The sequence below is a fragment of the Capsulimonas corticalis genome (assembly GCF_003574315.2).
In the GTDB taxonomy this organism is placed as follows: Bacteria; Armatimonadota; Armatimonadia; order Armatimonadales; family Capsulimonadaceae; genus Capsulimonas; species Capsulimonas corticalis.
This window is the reverse complement of the sequence record NZ_AP025739.1, coordinates 4,835,775-4,854,308: the sequence shown is the minus strand read 5'-3', so window position 1 is coordinate 4,854,308 and position 18,534 is coordinate 4,835,775. Positions and strand designations below refer to the sequence as shown.

12 protein-coding genes are annotated in these 18,534 nt (G+C 61.3%); 3 read left to right on the top strand and 9 right to left on the bottom strand.

Going from position 1 to position 18,534, the window contains the following annotated elements; all coding sequences use genetic code 11:
- Nucleotides 1-17: 17 nt before the first annotated feature.
- The 4 genes from D5261_RS20755 to D5261_RS20740 all read right to left on the bottom strand — a co-directional run bounded on the left by D5261_RS20755 (nucleotide 18) and on the right by D5261_RS20740 (nucleotide 4,451).
- The gene (locus D5261_RS20755; RefSeq protein WP_119324987.1) at nucleotides 18-1,553 is read right to left on the bottom strand and encodes a DUF5005 domain-containing protein; all 1,536 of its coding nucleotides are present in this window, start codon (nucleotides 1,551-1,553) and stop codon (nucleotides 18-20) included.
- A 102-nt stretch (nucleotides 1,554-1,655) separates the two neighbouring features.
- The gene (locus D5261_RS20750) at nucleotides 1,656-2,432 is read right to left on the bottom strand and encodes a DUF1559 family PulG-like putative transporter (RefSeq protein WP_119324988.1); all 777 of its coding nucleotides are present in this window, start codon (nucleotides 2,430-2,432) and stop codon (nucleotides 1,656-1,658) included.
- 89 nt (nucleotides 2,433-2,521) lie between these two features.
- Complete coding sequence (locus tag D5261_RS20745) at nucleotides 2,522-3,532, bottom strand: LacI family DNA-binding transcriptional regulator (protein ID WP_119324989.1); 1,011 nt, start codon at nucleotides 3,530-3,532, stop codon at nucleotides 2,522-2,524.
- A 49-nt stretch (nucleotides 3,533-3,581) separates the two neighbouring features.
- Nucleotides 3,582-4,451 (bottom strand): AraC family transcriptional regulator, encoded by an 870-nt coding sequence (locus D5261_RS20740; protein ID WP_119324990.1) that lies wholly within the window; start codon nucleotides 4,449-4,451, stop codon nucleotides 3,582-3,584.
- 80 nt (nucleotides 4,452-4,531) lie between these two features.
- Between D5261_RS20740 and D5261_RS20735 the strand changes: the two genes are divergently transcribed.
- The 3 genes from D5261_RS20735 to D5261_RS20725 are packed head-to-tail and all read left to right on the top strand — an operon-like array spanning nucleotide 4,532 to nucleotide 7,565.
- Entirely contained in the window at nucleotides 4,532-5,830 is a 1,299-nt protein-coding gene (locus D5261_RS20735) for a family 4 glycosyl hydrolase (protein ID WP_119324991.1), read from the top strand.
- Between the two features lie 14 nt (nucleotides 5,831-5,844).
- Nucleotides 5,845-6,585 (top strand): glucosamine-6-phosphate deaminase, encoded by a 741-nt coding sequence (locus D5261_RS20730; RefSeq protein WP_119324992.1) that lies wholly within the window; start codon nucleotides 5,845-5,847, stop codon nucleotides 6,583-6,585.
- Nucleotides 6,582-7,565 (top strand): N-acetylglucosamine kinase, encoded by a 984-nt coding sequence (locus tag D5261_RS20725; protein ID WP_119324993.1) that lies wholly within the window; start codon nucleotides 6,582-6,584, stop codon nucleotides 7,563-7,565. Before D5261_RS20730 ends, D5261_RS20725 begins: the two co-directional genes overlap by 4 nt.
- 24 nt (nucleotides 7,566-7,589) lie before the next feature.
- Here D5261_RS20725 and D5261_RS20720 read toward each other — a convergent pair whose 3' ends face one another.
- From D5261_RS20720 to D5261_RS20700, 5 genes are all read right to left on the bottom strand, one after another.
- Nucleotides 7,590-9,056, bottom strand: coding sequence for a glycoside hydrolase family 30 protein (locus tag D5261_RS20720; protein ID WP_119324994.1), 1,467 nt, complete (start codon nucleotides 9,054-9,056; stop codon nucleotides 7,590-7,592).
- A 152-nt stretch (nucleotides 9,057-9,208) separates the two neighbouring features.
- Entirely contained in the window at nucleotides 9,209-12,595 is a 3,387-nt protein-coding gene (locus tag D5261_RS20715) for a glycoside hydrolase family 2 protein (RefSeq protein WP_119324995.1), read from the bottom strand.
- A gap of 328 nt (nucleotides 12,596-12,923) precedes the next feature.
- Complete coding sequence (locus D5261_RS20710) at nucleotides 12,924-15,353, bottom strand: glycoside hydrolase family 3 C-terminal domain-containing protein (RefSeq protein WP_125206391.1); 2,430 nt, start codon at nucleotides 15,351-15,353, stop codon at nucleotides 12,924-12,926.
- Nucleotides 15,354-15,392: 39 nt separating this feature from the next.
- A complete protein-coding gene (locus tag D5261_RS20705; protein WP_119324997.1) occupies nucleotides 15,393-16,136 on the bottom strand; it encodes an SGNH/GDSL hydrolase family protein in 744 nt (247 codons plus the stop codon).
- Between the two features lie 274 nt (nucleotides 16,137-16,410).
- On the bottom strand, nucleotides 16,411-18,297 hold the full coding sequence (locus tag D5261_RS20700) for a DUF5010 domain-containing protein (protein ID WP_119324998.1): 1,887 nt from the start codon (nucleotides 18,295-18,297) through the stop codon (nucleotides 16,411-16,413).
- Nucleotides 18,298-18,534: the final 237 nt, after the last annotated feature.

Genomic DNA, 18,534 nt, shown 5'->3' with positions numbered 1-18,534 from the left:
CTGTCAATCGAGCGCGTTTAGAATATTTGCCAGAGCTGCTCGCTCCAGCCCGGCAGATATCCCCAGATCTGGACGCTGGTACCGTTTGCGCTGGTGCCGCTGTCGAGGTCCAGCGCCTTGCCGGGCGCGCAGAGCGGGAACAAGGCGGTGTAGCCGGAGCCCTGGTCGACAATGTTCCACCGCTGGCTGCTGGCGCCGTTCGCGGTGGAGACCTGCGTTTTGACTCCGTTGGCGTTTCCCGATCCGGTGACGTTCAGGCGCAGCGCCGGCGCGGATTGCGGGGTCAGCTCCCAGAGGTCCGGGCCGACCCAGTTGAAGGCCCACTTTTGATTGGCGTTGTTGTTCGACGACCAAATATCCGTGCTGGTCCCGCTGGTCTGGCTCGTCCCATACTCTTCCAGGCGCGATCCGGGCGCGTTCTTGGGCGCGACCTGATGCACCGTCCCCGTCGTAAGCACACCGGGAAGGGAGATCTCATAGAACTGCGGCTTGTAGAGGCCCGCGTTGGCGATCTCGTCATTCCAGGTCGCGCCGGCGCGGGCGATCGAGACCAGAAGCTTGCCGGAGGCGAGCGGCTTTTCCGGATGGAGTTGTGGGTAGTAGGTGTCGTAATTTCCGCCCGTCGGCTGGCCGCTGACCGCCGGGGACTGGAAAAGATCGTACTGTGTCCACGGACCGATCGGCGACGGACCCACCTCCGCGTAGACATCCGATCCGTAGGGGCCGAACGGTTTATGGATCAGCACCCATTTCCCGCCGATCCGTTTGGCGCTCGTGATACCGTCGGGCAAAATCGGCGCGCACTGCGACATGCTTCCCGTAACCCAGGAGGAACCATTCCAGAAGGTCCACGCCGCCGAGTTCTCAATGCTGCTGGCGGGAATACGCGCGACGTAACATTCTCTGGGGGAGTAAATATTGTTGACATTGCCCACTCCGAAGACGTAAACATATCCGTCGGCGACTACTGTGTCGGAGCTGAACTGGCACGTTGCGGGGCCATAATCGCCGTTCGTCGCGGCGACGCCCGTAGAGGGCGTGTTAATCATACCGAGAAATGTCAGCGTCCCATTGGGTTGAAATTGGAACTTGGCCAGCTCCATGCCGTAGCATGCGCCGGCATTGTCTCGCTTCTGTGACAAACAATACAAATAACCGTTCGCCTCGAAGACTCCGTCCGCCCAGTAGCTTTTGCCGTCCGCGTTATTGGGGACCGAAGGATAGGTGGACGTCGCGGCGCTGAGCGCGCCATTCTTCTCCATCAAGAGGGTGTTGGCGACCATGGTCCAGCCGCCGTTCAGTCCTCCGCCGGCGTTATTCGTCCCGAGAACGGTGTCGCCGAAGGACCAATAGGTCACGCCGTTGCTCGCCAGATAGCTGAAGTCTTGATCCGAGCCGTCCCAGACCGCGCTGCTCTGATTTTGAAACAACTGCGTCCAGCCGGAAGCCGTTGTCGGCGCAGCCGCCGTGGCGGCGGAAGCGCCGCACAGTCCCAGCAAAATGCCGGCGGCCGCGCCGGCGATGTTCGATCGTCCCTGTATTCCCAGTGGCATGTGAACGGTTCTCCTTTGAAATGATAAGCCCGGCGCCCGTTAGCAAACAAAACAAGGGGCGGACGCCTGCCGGCGCCGCCCCCGCGCATTCGATCCGATCTTTTACTGGTAGCTAGCCAGTGTCTGCGAGTAGTTGAGATCCGTGAAGCCCTTGGTGTCCGGCGACGTTGCGCCGTGGCTGGTGAAGCTGGCGCCGTCGTTGCTCCACATGTTCGTATCCGCCGAGCCGCCGTCTTCCTTATCCAGGGTGCTCAGCGGCTTCATCGCCTTCACATGACCGTCCAGAAACAGGAAGTTGCCGCGTCCCGTGTGTCCGGCGAAGAGGTTCGACCCTGGGCTGTCGAAAAAGTTGAAGAACGTCGAGGTGACGTGGTAGTCCGGGAAGGAACTGGCGAACTCCACCACCCCGACGGTTTGCGACGGCTGTGTCAGCGCCGCCAGCGAGATCGGCGAGACGCAGTAAAATGTCGGATCGCAGTCCACGAACGGCCGGTCGGGCGTGACATAGAATTGCGTGTCCCATGCGTTCACGGCGTAGCCGCGCGGGATCGGCGAGTTGTCGCTGTCGGCGCCTTTGGACGGGTTCGAGGGGCAAACATACACGCCTTTGGACTTCACATACGGCTCGATATACGTCTTCCAGTTGGTCGTGCTCATGGCGGGGACGCCGTTGAACTTGCGGTAAGGCAGGTCCTCGTCGTTGTCTTGCGCATATTGCATTAATCCCAAGCCTAGCTGCTTCTCGTTCGAGGCGCAGGAGATCTGCCGGGCCTTCTCGCGCGCTTTGGCGAAGACGGGGAAGAGAATGGCTGCCAATATTGCAATGATTGCGATCACAACGAGCAGCTCAATGAGCGTAAAGCCGTGTTTCCTGTTCAAGATTTTCTCCTTTTGTCCGGGTAAGACAACAAATGTTATCGATAACAAATGCATTTTATCGCGAAAGCTCCAATTTGTCAACAGGAAATTTATCGAGGGGCGATTGCTGATTGGCGCAGATGGAATTGATGCGGCACGAGGACGCCTTTTGGCTCCGCCTCGGGATGCTCCATGCGGTTCTGGAGGAGCTCCCAGGCAATCCGCACCAGTTCGCGCGCCGGCATCGCGACCGTGCTGAGGGGCGGATCGAAGTACTCCATGAACTCGTTTCCTTCGCAGCCGACAATCAGGACATCCTGTGGAACGCGCAGATTGAGATCGCGCAGCGCCCGGAAGACCGCGATCGTCAGCTCGTCATAGTGACAGAAGACGCCGTCGGGCTGCCCGTGACCCTGCACGTACCGCCGCGCCGCATCGCGAACGGCGGGAAGGCTGAGATCTTCGAGGACGATATATTCCGGGACCTTGCCCGCCGCGCGCATCGTGTCCGTGTAGGCGTCGTAGTTTCCGACACCCGATCGATCCAACCCCGCCGGCACCACGTAGGCGATGCGGCGGCAGCCCTGCCCCAGCAAATGCTCGATGGCGACGCGCGCGCCAAGCTGGAGATCAACCCGCACATAGTCGCCTTCCCAGGCCACGGAAACGGCCGAGCCCAGATTCACGCGCGGGATATGGTCTAGCGGGGCGTTCGCCATCAGCGCGGCGAGCGCGCTTGCTTCCGGCGGATCGACGGCGATGACTCCATCCACCATCCATTCGAAGCGGCGCTGGCTTTCGGGCTTTCCGAAGTGCCAGTCCATCTCGCAGATCTCCAGTTGCAGCCCGGCGCGCTGGATCTCCTCGCGGCAGGCGTGCGCGATCTGCGAGTACACGGAGGAATGCAGATGATCGATCCAGAGCGCGACGGTATTGAGCCGTTTCGTCACCAGCGCCTTCGCATGCCGGTTTGGCCGATATCCCATCGACGCGGCGGCCTTCAGCACCCGCTCTTTGGTGGCGGGCGCGATCGAGCTCGACTCGGGACGGTTGAGCACGCGCGAAACGGTCATCGCCGACAGATCGAGCTCCCGCGCGATATCATGGATCGTGACAGCCATACGTTTTCCTAAATTACCCTGAACGTGTTCTCGCTCACAGGATACCCGATTACTCGGTTCTCATCGACTTTTTCGACGGGCATTCCCTGCGGCGGCGATGCTCGGAAGGCGCGCAGCCCATCTCTTTTTGGAAGACTCGATAGAACTGGAGATAGCTGCCGAACCCGGCTTCCAAGGCGGCGTCCAGCATTGTGCGCCGCTCCCCCGCCCCGTAGAGTCTGGCGAACCGCTCCAGGCGCTGCTGATTGCGAAACTCCGTGAGAGTGGCGCCGGTCTCGCGCTTGAACACGTCGCTCAGGCGAGAAACGCTGAGACCCGCCTCGCGCGCGATTTCGGGAATGGAGACGCCTTCGTCGTCGCCGCGCAGCCGCTGAACGGCGCGCTGCACCGCCGGATGCACGCGCCCTTGGTCCGCGCCCGCGCCCGCCGCTTGATAGGCGTCCCACGCCGTCGTCAGCAGATATCCCAGCCCGGCATTGCGGCGATCCACGCTGCTCCCGGCGGCCAGAATATCCTCGCAAATCCGCGTGATTGGCGCCGCCAGCAGCGGCGAAAGGAAACGGCGGAAGTGGCCGTCTGGATGCGCGGCGCAAAGCACGCGCGAATGTTCCGTGCGGCAGCAAAAATCGAGCAGCTCCGGCCGAAAGACCGCGATCCACATCTCCAGGTCCGGCGACTTCGCCGTCAGCACATGGTCTTGCTCCGGGAATAGCCAGACAAGCGCGCCAGGCGTCAAGTCGTAACGATGCGCGCCAGCGAGATAGGCGCCGGAGCCGCGCAGCACAAAGTTCAGCTCCAGCTCTTGATGGTGATGGACAAAACTGCGCGCGCCCTGATTACGATAGTGTTTGGCGAATCCGAGAACGCCGTCGGGAAGATCCAGCGAAATCAGCGTTTCAGGAGAAAATGATAACATCATGCGATTTTCCGGCAAGACAAGGCGACAAAGACACGCTATTATGGGATAAAATCCATTGCAGTGTAAAGGCGGAACGACAAATGGCGCGCATTAAGATCGTTTATCTGGGCGGAGGAAGCAGCCGAGGGGCCGGCACGATGGCCTCCCTGCTGGAGCAGGGCGCCAACTTCAACGGCTCGGAAGTCGTGCTCGTAGACCTGGAGCCGGACCGTCTGGCGGTTGTCCAGAAGATCGCGGCGAAGATCGCGCGAAACAAAGGGCTGGACATCACGATCACTACCAGCACAGACCGGCGCGCCGCTCTGCGGGACTGCGACGCCGTTCTGTCCAGCTTCCGTCCCGGCGGCTTCGAGGCGCGTTACCTCGACGAATCGATCCCCTTAAAGCATGGCGTTCTGGGGCAGGAAACGCAAGGTCCGGGCGGCTTTTTCATGGCGCTGCGCTCGATCCACGTCCTCAAACAAACGCTCGCGGACATGGAGGAGATCTGCCCGAACGCGCGGCTGTTCAACTACACCAACCCCGTCAACATCGTCGCGCAGGCCGTTTCGCGCAACTCCCCGATCCCGGTCGTTTCGCTCTGCGAAGGGCCAATCACATTCTATCACTGGTTTGGCCAAGCGGCGGGACTGGACATCGCGAAGATGGATGTCACGATGATCGGGCTGAACCACGCCTGCTGGTCCATCCATCACGAGTATGAAGGGCAGGACATCATTCCGATCCTCGCGGAGGCGCTGGCGCGCCGGCAAGCCGAGCCTAACCCGGATCCGTACACGCTGCGCATGCTGAAGCTTGCCGTGACGATGAACAGCATCCCGGCGTCCTACTTCCAGTACTATTACTACAACGACGAAGTACTGAACGAACTGCGCGAGCGCAGCACAACGCGCGCTCAGGACATCATGAGCGGCCTGCCCGACTACTGGACGCACTATCGCGAACAGGCCGAAAGCGATGCGCCGCAACTCGATCCCCGCCGGTCGCGCGGCGGCGTACACGAGCTGGAATTGGCGCTCGATGTCATGGACGCCTATTACAACGACCGGGGGGAAGTCTGGCCGGTCAACACGCCCAATCGGGGCGCGATGCCCGACTTCCCGGACGACTTCGTGGTCGAAGTCCCCGGATATGTGGATCGCCATGGAATCACCCCGCTCGTGCAGAACCACATGCCGCCGCAAACGCTGGGCCTGCTCAAAGCGCTCGGGGAATACCAATCGCTGGCCGCCGACGCCGCCTGGGCCGGAACGCGCACGGACGCCATTCGCGCCCTGGCGAGCAACCCATTGGTGCTATCGCTCAGCAAGGCCGAGACGATCTACGACGAAATGGCCGGAGCGCTCCAAGAGTATCTGCCCGCACGATTGCTGAAGTAAGAAGGCGCTGCCCCATGAAGATTATCATTCGACCCGATTATGAATCGCTGAGCCGCACGGCGGCCGATCTCGTGCAGGCGGTGGTCGCGGTGAACCCGAAGGCGACACTGCTGCTCGCCACGGGAAACACCCCCGTCGGACTGTACCGTGAACTCGCCAAGCACCATGCGCGCGGTGAATTCGACGCATCGCAAACGACCATCGTACAGCTAGACGCTTATCTCGAATTGGCGCCCGACGACGAGCGCTCGCTCTACGGCTGGCTCGACCGCGAGTTCCTGGCGCCGCAAGGGATCCCCCCATCAAATGTGATCCGGCTTCCGGGAGACACCGCCGATCCGGAAGACACCTGCCGCGAGTTTGACCGCGCGCTTGCGCAGGCGGGCGGCGTCGACTTGAGCGTTCTTGGCCTGGGCCCCAACGGACATCTCGGATTCAATGAGCCGCCCTGCGCCGCGGACGCGCCGACGCGCATTGTCGCTCTGACACCCGAAAGCATCGTCAGCAACGCCCGTTACTGGGGGCGCGCGGACCGCGTGCCGACACGCGCCATCACGGCCGGCATGTCCGATCTGCTCGCCGCACGAGCGACCTTGCTTCTGGTATCGGGAGCGCACAAACGGGAGATCCTTTCGGAAACGATCCACGGACCAATCACCGGTCATGTCCCCGCATCGTATCTGCAAAATGCCGCAAATGTGACCGTACTGGCGGATCGCGACGCGCTGCCGTCGGCTTCCGGGGACGCCCGATGACCTATCTTCTTGGCGTGGACGGCGGCAACACCAAAACCATCGCTCTGGTGGCGGACGGCTCGGGGCGCATTCTGGGCGCCGGCCGGTCGGGATGCGGGGATATCTACACCGGAGAGACGCAGGCCCTCGCCAAAATCGCCGACGCCGTGCGGGAAGCTCTGGCGACGGCGGGCTTGGAGCGCAATGCGCTGGACGCCGGCGGATTCAGCCTCGCCGGCGCCGATTGGCCCGAGGACTATGAGTATCTGCACTCGGCGATGCGTGATCTGGGTTTCGGCAGGCAGATTGTCGTCGTGAACGACGCCATCGGCGCGCTGCGCGCCGGCGCGGATTGGGGCGTCTCGGTCGTCTGCGGCACCGGCGGCGCGACGGGCGCGCAGTCTCAGGACGGTCGTTTCTGGCACACCAGCTTCTGGCAGGACGGCCAGACTCAGGGCGGGATGGCGCTCCAAGAAACGGCGCTCATCACGATCAACAAATCGGAGCTCGGCATCCTGTCGCCTACGGATTTGACGCCGCGCATCCTCGCCCTCTACGGCGCAGCCAGCGTCGAAGCGCTGCTGCACACCCTGACACGCCGACATGGCGACCGCCCCCAGCCAAGCGGCGCGCTTTCCCGCACCATTCAGGAAGTGGCGGACACCGGCGACCCCGTCGCCGTCAATCTTCTGCGGTCCTACGGCGAAGCCCTCGGCGATTACGCACTCGCGGCGGCCCGCCGAGTGGGAATCGCGGATCAGCCATTCCCGCTCATCCTGGCCGGCGGCGTCCTGCGCCACCCCGCCCCACTGCTCGCTCACAGCATCCTCGGCCGCGTCTTAGAGCAGGCGCCGCGAGCGCAGCCTGGGACTTCCACCCGACAGCCCGTCGAAGGCGCCGTGGTCATCGCCGCCGAAGCGGCGGGGATCACGATCGACGCCTCGTTCCGGCGAGAACTGGCGCATACGGCGCCGGGCGACGCGCTTTTTCATTCGGAGTGACAAGGACGTCAGACGGCAATCGGGTTACTTCAACACAACCGTCTCAATCGAGTGCGCGGGGCTGTGGGTCGAGACGGCTTTCCCGGCGATCCAGACTTTGTAGTCGCGCGGTTTGTCGGTGAGGTTCAGAACCACGGTGGCGACACTGTTATCGGGATTGACAAACGCCGTTGCGACGAGACCGTCTTCGGTGGAGCTGCATGCGATGCGCTGGGCGCCGGGCCGGATAAATTTTGAGAAGTGGCCGAGATAGTAGTACGAACTGAGGTAGTGCAGTTCGCCCGTTTTGGTGTCGGCCATGATGGGGGCGCAGCAGAAGTTATTCACGTGGTTCGGGCCGCCGCGCTCGTCGAGCAGGATATTCCAATCCGTCCACCCCGCGCTCCACTGGTTCAGATCGGAAAGCTCGTTCTGCGCGTAGTGCTCGCCGATGGACCAATCCGTGTATTGCCCGGTGTTGTAATAGTTCAGCGTTCCTTCGGTAAAGAGGACGGCTTTGTCGGGAAAGGCGTCGTGTACGACTCCGGGGTTTTCAAAGTGATCGCCGGTGTACCAATGATAGGCCGTGCCCCAGATATACGGCGCCGTCTTCGGATCGGAGAGCATGTCCTGCACGCGCTGGTACATCAGTCCCCGGTTGTGATCCCAGACCATCAGCTTCACATCGCTCATCTTATTCTTTTTGAGCGTCGGCCCTAAATAATCCCGGACGAACTCATGCTCCTCCTTGGCCGTATAGATGCAGGATTCCCAGGACTGCACGGCCATCTCCTCGTTCTGAACCGTCAGTCCCCACATCGGGACGTCGGCTTTGCGGTAGGCGTCCACAAAGCGCACGTAGAAATCCGCCCAGGGCTGGCGGTCTTCCGGGCGCAACGCGCCGCCATGCGACATGTCGTTGTTGGTTTTCATCCAGGCGGGCGGGCTCCATGGGGAGGCGAACATCTTGAGCTGGCCGTTTGTCGCAGCCATCGCCACCTTGATGAACGGGATTTTATACTTCAGATCGTGATCGATCGAGAAGTGCGCGAGCTTGACGTCGCCCGCGACATCGTCGCAAGAATACGTGTCGCTGGAGAAGTCACAACTATTGATGTTGGTGCGGCCCAGCGAGTAGCCAATTCCCTTGTCCACCGAGAAATAAGCCGACAGGATCTCCGCCTGCTTGTCGGCGGGCAGCTTGTAGAATGTCTCCGCCGAAGAGTCCGTGAGCGCGCCGCCGAAGCCGACGATGGTTTGGAAGCGGCGCGTGGGGTCCAGCAGAATACACGGCGTCCATTCATCGGACTGCGGCAGATCTTCAAATTTCAGCGGGCCGCCGGCGTGCAGGCGCTCGCCCGTATCGCGGGCCGTCGTGTACACCATTGCCTGGGTAAACGCCGGCGAATCCTGCTTGCCATCGTTCTTGGCGTGCGCCGCAGACAGGGAGAGCGTGAGGGAGGCGGCGGCCGCGAAGAAGATGCGCCGTCGCTTCGTACAAATGAGCGTCATATCGAGAGACTCTCCTGGATTCGGGACTTGGGGTTTACCCATTTGACACACGCCGCAAGCGTATGTTTCCGATAAAATAAACGCCTCCGAGCCAGTGAGGCCGGAGGCGTTTTGAATAAGATTGGCAATCGATGCGCGTGAGAGCGCAATGGCTACGGCTTTTCCTGTGCGCCGTGGATCTGCGGCAGATAGTCAGCCTGGCTGCTTTGCAGCGACAGCGAGGGCTGCGCGCCCAGGCCGGTTTCGGAGCGCACGATCTTGACGAGGAGGTGGCTCCAGCCCTGGGGCAGCAGCAATGGGTTTACGATTGCCCCATCGCCCTGCGGCTTCGTTGGTAGGGATTTGCCGTTCAGCCAGATCTGCGCGCCCGCGACCGAGCCCACCGTCAGAGTGACGTTTGGCAGGTGCGGATCGAGCAGCAAATTCGCCAGATCTTTGGGGCTGTAGAGCCAGAAGCTCAGATAACCGATGGCGCTCTTATGGGAATTGGCGCCCTCCAGCGCGCCGAGGTCCAACGCGCCGCCGCTGGCGCCGACGGACTTCCAATTGCGGTCGTTCATCCGGGATCCAAAGACAATCGATTTCCCTGCGTTGGAGTCAACGGGCGAATCCTTGAGCGCGTCGTCCGTGGATCCGGCTTCTTTCCATCCCCAGGCCAAGGCGCGGGTGAGTTCGCCATTTGCATTCAGGACATTGCGCTGCGCGGCGCCGTCGCCCAGCTTCACGCCAAGGTTTGCCCAAATTGTTCGGTTGAGCGCCGCCGCTTTGGAGGTTTCGGCGGCGGCGGGCAGGCTGCACAGGATGAGATGACCCGAGCCGCTCGGGATATCGACCAGTGCGGCGCCGGACGGCTTCGTCTCGCGCTCGGAGCGCAGCAGCATGATCGTTTTGGACGTTTCGGCTTGCTGATTCCAGTGATTCCAATTGGTGTTGGACGCCGACAGCAGCACTGCTCCCTTCGTCACCAGCGGCCCGCCGAGGCCCGTATGCAGGACCGTGGAGGGGTTGAGTTCTGAGAAGTAGAGCAACGCCGGCGTCAATCCAGCGGTGATCGGCGAGGGCGAATTTGTCACGAGCGACGAGGCTGTGCGATCCGTCAGCTCTAGCTTCTCCGGCAAGAGGGCGTTGAGCTGATCGAGCGTAGAGGGATTGGCGCCCCAGACAACGACCGATCCACCGTCGGCGAGCGCCTTATCGATGGCGCTCTTGGCGTCGGACGACGGCGGCTGGGCTCCGTCGATGACGAGCAAATCGCCGCTCGCGGCGCCGGACGACGCCACGGGCACGCCGGCGTCGGCAAGCGCTTTTGCGAGCGCACCGTTCGACCCAGCCAGCACCGGGACGCTCGTGATCGTCCCGGAAGCGGGATCTTTGGCGACGCCGGCGTCCACCGTGAACGGCCGGTCGGGCTTATATTCGGCGGCGACGGGCTCCGCCTGCGCCGCCTGAATGGCGTCGAACATCGGCCACTTTTCATAGAGCGGCAGGCTGGGATCGTAACCGGGATTGAGCGTCGAACTGTACGGCCCCAAGCGCTCCGGCTGCACGCCCGGCTTGCCTTCGACGTAGGGGCCAAAGAAGACGCCATCCGTCAGCGCCGGCGGACGCGTTGTGTCGGGCAGTCCCAGGTTCAGCGGCTTGAGCGCGTACCAGACGAGATTAAACACGCTGCGATAGCTGGCGTCGTACTTGCGCTGATCGATCAGATTGTCATAGGAAACCTTGGCGACTCCCTCCATACGGTCTTCGGCGGAGAGATACGCGCGCTGGTCGCCGGAGTACTGCGCGATCTGCTCCGGGGTCCCATAATATGCCGGGCTGGACTCGCCATTGCCCCACGGCTTGCCCGATCCCTTCGCCCGCTGCATGGTGGAAGCGTCGCCATAATGGATCACGTAAGTTGGCAGTGTGCCGCCGCCGTCGTCTTCGCCGTCCGCCGAGATCCATAGGCGCGTTGGGTCGTACTTGCGGCAGATACCGGCCCAAATGCCGTCGTAGTGCGTGAGGTTGTCCTGCATCTCCTGCGGGCCATGGAAGACATATTTGATCACGGGAAGAATCTCATTCGAGACGCTCCAGCCGAAGACTCCGGGATGGTTGCGGTCGCGCAAAATCAGTCCCTGAAGATGGTCTTCCGTGTTGCGCCAGTATGCGGGATCATCGAGCTTCGGGCCGCCATCACTCGCCCACATCGCGCTTTCGTCGAGCACGAGAATGCCCTGTTCGTCGGCGACATCGAGATAAAAGGCGGGATACGGCTGTGCGTGCAGGCGCACCGCGTTCAGATGGGCGTCATGGAGCGTCTTGAACCAGGCCCAGGCGTAGCGCCGCGTCATCTGCGGGATACCCATGAAGTGCCAGGAGTCGCCCTTCATCACGAGCAGTTTGCCATTCAAAAGCGTGCGTCCGTTGTCAAAGGTGATTTGCCGCCAACCGAAGCGCGTGTATTTGGAATCGCGAACCACGCCGCTGGCGTCCTTCACATGGCAGACGACGCCGTAAAGATTGGGGCTCGTTGGAGACCAGTATTTGAGCCGATTGCCCACCTTGCCGGTCAGCGTCACAACCTGGGAGCCATGCGCGGGAATGGAGACACGAACGGGCGCGGACGTCAACGGCAGCGCGGCGCCCAGCCGTGATTTCGGCTCCGGCGCGGACAGCACATCCTTGCCGGCCTCGGAAATCCACGGAGACACGGTGCGGTCCAGCGTAATATTCGCCGCGTGATCCGTATCGTTCTGGACCGTGACATCCGTCACGAGCTGATCCTGGTCCACGAGCGGCTTGACGAACACATTGCTGACATGGACTGTAGGAACGGCTTCCAGCGTCACATCCTGCCAGATGCCGGCGATATGCTGTCCCCACATCGAGCCGCCCTGATAAGGCCGACGGCCAAATTTTCCTTGAACGTCGAACAGGCTTGCCTTGCGCACACCGACCAGCAGTTCGTTCTGCGCGCCGGGCTTGACAGTGTCAGTCACGTCCACATCAAAGGGCAGGAAAATATCGAAGTGCTCCCCGACTTGCTTGCCATTGACAATCACCTGCGCATCGCCCGCCACGGCGTCGAAATGCAGGATTAGCCTTCGCCCCTTCCAGGCGGTAGGCACGGTGAACTTGCGCTGAAGCCAGCCCATCTGCACGGAGTTCCAGGAGGCGGGATAACTTGGGAAGCAGCGAAAATCGCCCCCCAGCCCATCTTGATCGGCGTAGCTATTCGCGTTCCACGGCGAAGGAATCCGGATCGGCGTCTTCTCCCATCCATCGCTCGCCGGCGGCGTCAGTGTCGGCGCGGGATCATTCCCCTGATGGTATCCCGCCGGCAATGCGACCGGCTGAAACCGCCAGCGGCCATTCAGACACAACTCATCGCGCTCAGGCCGCTCCGACGGCGTCGTTTTTCCCTCCTGCGGCGCAAACGCGCGCGGAAAGCGCGCGGACGCCTGCGCGCCAGCGGCGAGCGTGAGCGGAGAGAGAATGGTGACGAGCAGCAGCGCCGTCGTTTGACGTGTGCGGTATTGGGAGTAAAGGTCCATAGAATTTCCTGGTTTGCGGGATTGAGATGATGGCTATTTTAGGTCGTGAGCACGGTTATGAAGCTCGGATCGGTTCAATGCCCCGGTTATGAAACCCGGGTCTGGGAGCGCAAGGCGCTAAGCGTCCGTGCCGGACGCAAATGCCAGTTATCGATCACAAATGTCCTCCGTCCGGCACGGACGGTTAGCGGCTCTTGCCGCTCCCAGACCCGGGTTTCATAACCGGGGCATTGAATTGGATTTGATGCCCATGGTTTCGTCCCCGGTTATGAAGCCGGGGACAACGAACCTTGTAGGCGCCTCATATTTAGGCGCGAAACGCCTGCGTCTATTTCACCACAATCGCCCGCGTCGCCATCGTATATTTGCCCGAGGCTGTCAGCGTCGCGCCGCCGGCTTTGGCGAGCGTTACCGGGAACGCCAGCAGTTTGTCTTCTCCGGCGGCCAGTTCGAAGCGCTGGGATCCCAAGCGTTCGCCATTGGCGAAGAGCTGGACTTCGCCGATGTCCGTCATGCCGCCGGCGTTTCGGACACGCACGGTCGCCTGGAACTGCTTCTGGCGCGCGGCGGAAGCGGGTGTTTGAAGGGCGTAGGCAAATTTGGCCGCGAGCGGCGTTTTGATTTGCAGGGTTCCCATCACACCCTGGTCCGGCGCGGCGTAGCCGATCTTGGTCTTCTGTTCGTCGCCGGTCAGGGCGGCGGGGGACGCGCCGCCGACCAGGATTCGGACGGCTCCGGCCTCCAGAACGCGGTCCAGATTCTTGTTCAGAACGGACAGGGCATACGGCGTCAGAGTAAACGTGACGGTGGCCGTCTGGTTCGGGTCCAGATGGACCCGGCGGAAGCCTTTCAGCTCCATGACAGGCGTCACGACACTGCTCACCGGATGGTTGATGTAAAGCTGTGCGACTTCATCGCCGGCCCGCAATCCTGTATTCGTCACATCCGCAGTCACGGTCGCGCTGCCGGTTGGGCTGGACGGCGGCGTCACCTTCAGATTGCTGTAGGCAAATTTGGTATAGCTCAGGCCGTACCCAAAGCGGTACAAAGGCGTGAACGACTGATCTAAATAGTTGTACGCGCGCCCCGACGGCTTGTAGTTGTAGTAAAGCGGCAATTGGTCCGCCGAACGCGGGAACGTCACCGGGAGGCGGCCGCCGGGATTGTAATCGCCAAAAAGCACATCGGCGGTCGCGTGGCCGCCTTCTTCACCCGGGAACCAGGTTTCCACAATCGCCGGGACATGCTCGGCCGCCCACCCGATTGTCGTGGGCTTGCCGGCGACGAGAACGAGAATGACGGGCTTGCCGACCTTGGCGACCGCTTCGAGAAGCTGTTGCTGTACGCCGGGCAGATCCAGATTGGCGCGGTCGTAGTTTTCACCAGTCGTGACTTCCGATTTGTCGCCCAGCACCAGGATCGAAACATCGCTCGCCTGCGCCGCCTTGATGGCTTCGTCGAATCCGGCGGTGGAAGCGCCGGTATGATCGCACCCTTTGGCGTAGTTGACGGTTGTGTTCGACGACACGGCGGCTTTGACGCCCGCCAGCACCGTGATGAGCTGGCCCGGCTTGGCGTGGGTCGAATAGTCGCCTAGCTGCGCCTCGTCGGCGCTGGGGCCGATGACCGCGACGGAGCCGATTGTCTTGCTCAACGGCAGAACACCGGTGTTCTTCAGCAGAACAATGCTTTCCCGCGCCTCATTCAGCGAAACCTGGCGGTGCGGCGGGCTATCCCAATTTGGGTTGTCTTTCCACTCCCATTTGGTCTTCGTCATCGGGCGCTCAAACAGCCCCAATCGGAAGATCACCGTGAGAATGCGCCCGACCGCGAAGTCCAGAGTCTTCTGTGAGACTTGACCAGACTGCACCGCTGTCAGTAGAAACTGCTTGTACGTGTCGCCGCAGTTGCAGGAGACGCCGGCTTCGATGGCCTTGCGCGCCGCATCGACCTTATCCTGCGAGACGCCGAATTTGGTGTAGATATTGTCGATCGATCCGCAGTCGGAGACGACAAATCCATCGAACCCCCACTCTTGACGCAGGATGCCGAAGAGCAGATCCTGCGATTCGGCGCAGGGAACGCCGTCCACCCAGGTGCTGTAGGCGTTCATGACGGCTCCCGCCTTGCCCTCCTCGAATGCGGCGCGGAACGGAACCAGATAGACTTCGCGCATCACGCGCTCGGAATATCCCACATCGTTGCTGTCGCGGCCGCCGAGCGGCCCGCCATGCGCGGCGAAGTGCTTGGGGGTAGCGATCAAGTTGTGCGATTGATACGCCTTGATCCAGGAGACGCCCATGCGGGAGACCAGATATGGGTCTTCCCCGTAGGTCTCCTCCATTCGGCCCCAGCGCGGATCGCGGGCGACATCAAGCACGGGGCACCATGCCTGATAAGTATTCGCCTCCAGGCACTCCTGGCCGGTCACATCGCCGACATCGTTCGCCACTTTCGTATCCCAGGTGGCGGCAAGGCCGAGCGCCTGCGGGAAGATCGTCGCTCCCGTTCCATAGCCGAATCCATGGGTCGCCTCGGCTTTGCTGAGCGCCGGGATTCCGAGGCGATCATTGCCGGGAATCCCCCAATCCTCGCTCAGCTCTCGGACCTTTTCTTCATTCGTCATCCGCTGCAAGAGATCCGCGACACGGACCGGAACCGGCTGCGACTTGTCTTTATAGACCGGAGCGTTCTGCGCTCCTGCGGCGCTCGCGAGCGCCAATGTCAGCAGCGCGCTCAGTGGTAAATACCTTCTCAATATCGATACCCCAATCTCCGTGTTTGCTCCCGATCAGCCTCACCGCGCGATCGTTTTCGCAATCTGCGCATCGGTCAGCCCCAGCGCTTCCAGCAGCCCCGTCGCCATCACCCGGTCGCCGCGCTCGTTCATATGGACGCCGTCCGTTGTCAGGACATTGTCCGTCCCCGTCTTGGCCTTCAAAATCGCCACGGCGCCGCCATTCAAATCCGCGAGAACGCAATGTTTTTGACCGGCCAGATATCGGAGAAATTGATTGAAGTACGCCATCTTCGTATTGAACGGACCGTTCAGGTCTTCCATGATGGGCGTGCATGTTTGAATGACGACACGGATCCCCGCCGCCTGCGATTTATCGACAATCGCCGTCATGTTTGTCATGTACTCATCGAACGGGACATCGCCATGCCAGACATCGTTGCCGCCGGCGTCGATCGTCACCCAATCCGGCTTCTTGCCGATCACATCGCGGTCCAGGCGCGCCAGCATATCCCGCGACGAATTGCCGCTGACGCCCGCTGGGATCGGAACGATCTTGACGCCGTTGTCGGTCAGCGTCTTAATCGTGAGCTGGATATAACCCGTGGGATGGCTCCAGCCAAACTCGCTGATCGACGCGCCGAGAAACGCGAACTTCTCCCCGGATTTTACGATGATCCCTTGTGTACTCACGACCGCCCCATCCGTATTCTTATGAATTGCGTCCGCCGCAAACGACGTGTTTGACAAAACCAATGCTCCTATCGCCGTCATCAGCGCCAGACGGCGGACTTTTCCATTCAATACGCTGGACTCCTTTGATATCCCAGGATTGCAACGCGACCGATGATGACTCGACACGACGACGCTTTTTGCGCGCCGCCAAGCAATCTTCAAGACAAGATTATTATACACTAGGGTTATTAGTGTGTCAAGAATTATTTTTCCGTGGCAAGCATGGCGAGAAGATCAGAGAGATTGCGGTTTTGCATCGTGGCCGGCGATTGAAATCACCGGCCATCGATTGGCGTCACGCCATTAATAACTCTGTAGTTTAGACCTAGCAGGAGAGCATCCTTTAGTGGATCGCGTAGTTAAATCCTTCCCAGAGGCCGTGTCCGGGCCGGTTCGCGATCAGCGGATTCGCGCCCGCGTTTTCGGCGCAGACAAACTCCTGGTCGGAGTTGGACTTGAGCGAGATCGTTCCGTCCGTGTTTTCGATCCACTGGAACGTCTCCCACAGGCCGGCCGATGTCCGGTTATTGATCAGATTGGCCGCTCCCCCATTGTCGGCGCAGACATAATCGTTGTTGATCTGGGCGCGCAGGGCGACGCACCCATTCCCCATATCGACCACCGTGAAGAGCTGCGCCGTCCCGACGGTCGCGCTGCTTGCAATCAAAGGCGAGGCGCCCGTGGCGCTTGCCGTCACGTAGTTGTTATTGGCGCGCGATTGCAAGCTGATCGTGCTGCCGATGGGGATCGTTCCGCCGAGCTTCCAGTAGTTGAGGTTCATCCCGCCGGTTTCGCAGACCAGGCGCACGGTATGCGTGGATCCGGCCGCGAAGGCGCCGTATGAGCCGGCGTCCACGGTCGTCCACGTCTGCCAGCCGCCCGTATTGGGAAGCGTGACCGAGGGCTTGGTCGATCCGTCGATCACAAAGTGCACGCGGCAGTTCGCGGCCGTGGTGGCGACACGCACCAGAAAGTGCTTTGCGCCCTGGACCGGGACAGCCTGCCATTCGAACCACTGATTGGCCTGAATATTACCAACGTCGAAGCCGCCGCCGGCGTCCGCAGTCGTCTCGATGGAAATCGGGCCATTGCGGTAGTAGTTGGCCGGACCGCTTCGCACGCCGCCGCCAAAAGTGTCGCATCCTTCAATCTCCTCCTTCAGATCCGCCGGAAACGGATTGTTGCTGTTCTTGCGCGTGATGTTCAGACGCTGGTTTGGATAGTCGTAATAGGTGGAGCTGTAACCGAGCGATGCGCCGGTCGGGTCCAAGTTCCGGCCGCGAAACAGCGCGGCGTCCTCCTCCCAGTCCGTGAAGCCCTCAATCAAAGTTAGCTGCGCGCCGGCGCCGTGCGTATTTTGCAGCGATGTGTCGAGCTGGACGCCATGGTTGGCGTCCACCCACGAGCCGTTCGCCGCCGTCTGGAATTGCGGGCAGAGCGCGCCGGTCAGCACGTTATTGAAGTTCGTCAGCGTATAGCCCGGCGCGCCGGTTGAGTTTGGATTGAACCAGTTATGCACGGCGTCGACCACCGAAGGATTGTTACAGGTCGTGTCGTGGGAGAGCGTGTCGCCCGAAACAATAATATACGGATTGAACCCAAACGTACTCTGGCACTGCTGGCGCACATAAAGCAGCGCGCGGGACATATTGCCCTGCATGTTGCCGATGAAATATGTGTTGCCGGTCCACAAGATAATCACCGGACGCCCATTGATCTTGAAGCGATTTGCATCCGGCACGGTCTGATAGAACAGCTTGTAGTTATAGTCCCACAGATAGGTCCAGTTGGCGGAGTTGCTGATGTCGAACGGCTGCGCGTAGCCAAAGCCGCGCCCGTTCGCTTCATTCCATTCGGCGGTCCAGGAGCTCGCGTTATCGTCAAAGATCGCCAGCTTGATCCGATCGTTCAGCCCCCGGTTGTTCAACGCCGTGATCAGCGGCGCAATATTCACCGGACTGAGCCCCGTCTCCGGATACGACCCGCGCAGGTTCGGGCAGACGAAATCCACCCCACTCGCCCCCAACTCCTCCGCCCATTCATCCCAGGTCCGGTTCGGATTCGCCGGGTCCGGGTTGAACAGCGGCGTGTTCGCCATGCCGGTATTCGGCCCAGAAAGATCGTTCGAATAGTTCCAGCCGCAGGTAACGCCCACGAACTGCGCATGCGCGGCGACGGCGGTCATGAGCGTCGCCGCCATTGCGGCGAGTAAAACAGCAGTGTTTCTCATATGTGCTCCTTATCTAAATAGCAATAACTTCTATTAACCCTTAACGCTATTGCTCACACGTTCCCCGGCTATAAAAGCCGGGTCTTGGGAGCCTTCGGCTAGGCGTCCGTGCCGGACGCAAATGCTGGTAATCGACAACATATTCCTCCGTCCGGCACGCGGGTACCCTTTGGGTGGTTAGTCGCGAAGCGACTCCCAAGGCCCGAGTTTTATACTCGCGTATAACGCTGTGGGGGC

Bases quoted from the DNA above. Each gene is read 5' to 3' on its own strand.
- D5261_RS20755 (WP_119324987.1), bottom strand. From the start codon at position 1,553: ATGCCACTGGGAATACAGGGACGATCGAACATCGCCGGCGCGGCCGCC.
- D5261_RS20745 (WP_119324989.1), bottom strand. From the start codon at position 3,532: ATGGCTGTCACGATCCATGATATCGCGCGGGAGCTCGATCTGTCGGCG.
- D5261_RS20740 (WP_119324990.1), bottom strand. From the start codon at position 4,451: ATGATGTTATCATTTTCTCCTGAAACGCTGATTTCGCTGGATCTTCCC.
- D5261_RS20735 (WP_119324991.1), top strand. From the start codon at position 4,532: ATGGCGCGCATTAAGATCGTTTATCTGGGCGGAGGAAGCAGCCGAGGG.
- D5261_RS20730 (WP_119324992.1), top strand. From the start codon at position 5,845: ATGAAGATTATCATTCGACCCGATTATGAATCGCTGAGCCGCACGGCG.
- D5261_RS20725 (WP_119324993.1), top strand. From the start codon at position 6,582: ATGACCTATCTTCTTGGCGTGGACGGCGGCAACACCAAAACCATCGCT.
- D5261_RS20720 (WP_119324994.1), bottom strand. From the start codon at position 9,056: ATGACGCTCATTTGTACGAAGCGACGGCGCATCTTCTTCGCGGCCGCC.
- D5261_RS20715 (WP_119324995.1), bottom strand. From the start codon at position 12,595: ATGGACCTTTACTCCCAATACCGCACACGTCAAACGACGGCGCTGCTG.
- D5261_RS20700 (WP_119324998.1), bottom strand. From the start codon at position 18,297: ATGAGAAACACTGCTGTTTTACTCGCCGCAATGGCGGCGACGCTCATG.